General features: G+C 64.1%; 3 protein-coding genes. 2 read left to right on the top strand and 1 reads right to left on the bottom strand.

Annotated elements, in window-relative coordinates; all coding sequences use genetic code 11:
- Window positions 1-318: 318 nt before the first annotated feature.
- Window positions 319-1,383, bottom strand: a complete 1,065-nt coding sequence (locus tag WMO66_RS01850; protein WP_349134711.1) for an AI-2E family transporter — start codon at window positions 1,381-1,383, stop codon at window positions 319-321.
- 119 nt (window positions 1,384-1,502) lie between these two features.
- Between WMO66_RS01850 and WMO66_RS01845 the strand changes: the two genes are divergently transcribed.
- Together WMO66_RS01845 and WMO66_RS01840 are read left to right on the top strand one after the other, a co-directional pair.
- Window positions 1,503-1,943, top strand: coding sequence for an ACT domain-containing protein (locus WMO66_RS01845; RefSeq protein WP_349134710.1), 441 nt, complete (start codon window positions 1,503-1,505; stop codon window positions 1,941-1,943).
- Between the two features lie 118 nt (window positions 1,944-2,061).
- Window positions 2,062-2,289 (top strand): acyl carrier protein, encoded by a 228-nt coding sequence (locus WMO66_RS01840; protein WP_349134709.1) that lies wholly within the window; start codon window positions 2,062-2,064, stop codon window positions 2,287-2,289.
- The last annotated feature ends 392 nt before the right edge of the window (window positions 2,290-2,681 follow it).

Raw genomic sequence — 2,681 nt, 5'->3', positions numbered from 1 at the left:
CCCGTAAAGGGGACGCCGCATCCGTAAGGCGGCAAAGCCGCCAACGGCTGCGCAGTGAGCGCCGCTACAGACGCAATCGGTTAGTACGCTTTTATCGACAACCTGTGCGAATCGGCAGTGCCTTCCCGAGATTGCCACGGGCGCAAAGCGCCCTCGCAATGACAAATTGGGGGGCCATCAGCATTTTAACGATGGTCTGTGCTGGTCGACAGTATTGCGCCAGGAGGGGCATGCCCCTCCCCTACAACGCACGGCTGGCAGCCTTGCGAAACTTTCCACTTTCCATTTTCTATTTTCCACTCGCCGCATGCCGTCCCCCTACAACGCTCCATCGATGCCCCCGCCATTCCCCTCCGCCAGCTCCCACACCTGCTTTGCAAGCAGCACGGCGAGAGGCAGGAGGATCATCCCCGCAAGACCGAACAGGCGATAGCCAGCATAGAGCGACAGGAGCGTCAGCAGCGGCGGCAGGCCGATCTGCCGCCCGAGCAGGCGCGGCTCAAGGGCCGAGCGGGCGAAGGCCGCGGCGGCATAGGTGACGGTCAGGCCGAGGGCAAGGCCGCCGGACCCGCGCAGCAGGGAGACGGCCGCCCACGGCAGCAGCACCGTCCCGGAGCCGAGGACGGGCAGGGCATCGACCACGGCGATGAGCGCGCCCAAAAGCACGGCGTGCGGCCGCCGCAGCGCGGCGAGCAGGCCGAGCGAAACGACGCCGAACGTCACGAGCAGGAGCTTTCCCTGTGCGAGGACATAGCCCCGCAGGGCAGCGCGCAGACGCACAAGGAGTTGCCCGCCGCGCGCCCGCCATTCCTCCGGCACATGGCGCGCCGCAAGGGCGCGGAGCCTCGGCGCATCGCCCGCGAGGAAATAGGCGGACAGCAGGGCCGTCAGCCCGAAGAGCAGCAGCTGCGGCATCCAGCCGAGCACGCGCGTGACGCAGCCGAACACGCCCTGCGACACGGAGTCGGCCACGACACTCCCGCCCGCAAACAGCCTGTCGACCCACTGGGCTGCGGCCTCTCCCATCCCGTCCGGCAGGCGGCTGGCCAGATGCAGGGCCGCGGCATGCAGGCGCTGCAGCGGTTCGGCCAGCGAGGAGAGCAGGCCAGGCAGACGGGCGCACAGGGCAGCGCAGCCCTGCCACAGCGCCCAGCCGAGGCCCGTGAGCACGGCGGCCGCGGCGAGGCACACGGCCGTCACGCTGAGAAAAGCAGCCAGCCCGCGCGGCAGGCGGCGCAGGCGCACGGCAAGCGGCCGGGCCAGCCGGGCAAGGCCGAGGCCGAGCAGGAACGGCAGGCCGACGGGCAGGAGGATGCGCGCCGTGAGCCACAGGCCCGCCAGCACCCCGGCGGCGCAGGCGCACAGCTGCCAGAGCTTTTTCATTTCCTCGACTCCTTTCGACCGCGCCGCGCGGATTGCGCTTGCATTTTCGGGGCGCTTATGTTAGAATGCACTTGTTCGGGAAACATCTGCACATCTCTTGTGAACAGGAGGAGCCATATATGGCACAGCTTCCGAAATACTATATCGTGGAGGCCCAGGCGCTGCCGGAGGTTTTTCTCAAGGTCGCCGAGGCAAAGTGGCTGCTGGAGACCGGTGAGGTCGCAACGGTGAATGACGCCGCGCGCGCCACGGGCATCAGCCGCAGTGCATTTTACAAGTATCGCGATTCCATCTCGCCGTTCCAGAACCTGATGGCTGGCCGCATTCTGACCTTCCAGTTGCTGCTGCGGGACATGACGGGCCTGCTTTCCAGCATACTCACCATTTTTGCCCAATTCGGCGCAAATATACTGACGATCAATCAGGCAATTCCGACAAACGGCTGTGCCTCCGTGACGATCTCGGCCGAGACGAGCGGCATCTCGCAGGGCGTTGAGGCGCTGATGCGCGAGCTTTCTCAGGTGGACGGCGTGCGGAAGGTCGAGGTCCTCGCAGGCTGAAAACAGCGCCCGATGCGCAGCGGAAATTTTTGCCGGATTCCATGCGCTTGCCTCTTGCATTTCCCTGTTAGAGCCTGTATACTTGTAGCGGGCAATTCACAGGGGGGAGGTGTTATCCATGGTTTTTGAAACGATCCGCGAATTTCTTTGTGAGCAGCTGGCATGCGACGAGAGCCGCGTAACGCCAGACACCGTGATGCTGGAGGATCTGGAGATGGAGCCGTCGGATCTCGGCGATCTGATGCTTTCCCTGGAGCAGGAATTCGGCATCGAATGGACGGATGACGACCTGCAGGGGATCCGCACGGTGGGCGATCTGACTGCCTTTGTGGAAAATCAGGAATAAGCAAAGCCTGCGCAGGAAACGACCTGTGCAGGCTTTTTTTATGGTGTTGCGCGCCAATGCTGGGAAGCAGCATACGGCGGGCGGAAAATTGAAAATAGAAGGTTGCACAAGGCCTCCGGCCGCGCGTTGTAGGGGAGGGACATGTCCCTCCCGGCGCAGAGCTGCCGAAATGAACAGGCTGTCGTTAAAATGGCAGACGCCCCCGATTTGTCATTGCGAGGGCGCTTTGCGCCCGTTACAATCTCGGGAAGGCAGTTGCGTTTTCGCCGAAGGCTTTCCCATGATTCAACCGGGCACTGCGAGATTGCACCCCAAGGGCACTTCCTCGCGCTGCGCGCTCAGGGCGCCACGGCCCCGTTGGGGCCTCGCAATGACAAATCTGGGGGCCTGGG

It is taken from the genome of Faecousia intestinalis, assembly GCF_040096185.1.
Taxonomy (GTDB): Bacteria; Bacillota; Clostridia; order Oscillospirales; family Oscillospiraceae; genus JAZOXB01.
This window is presented reverse-complemented; position numbering and strand designations above follow the sequence as displayed.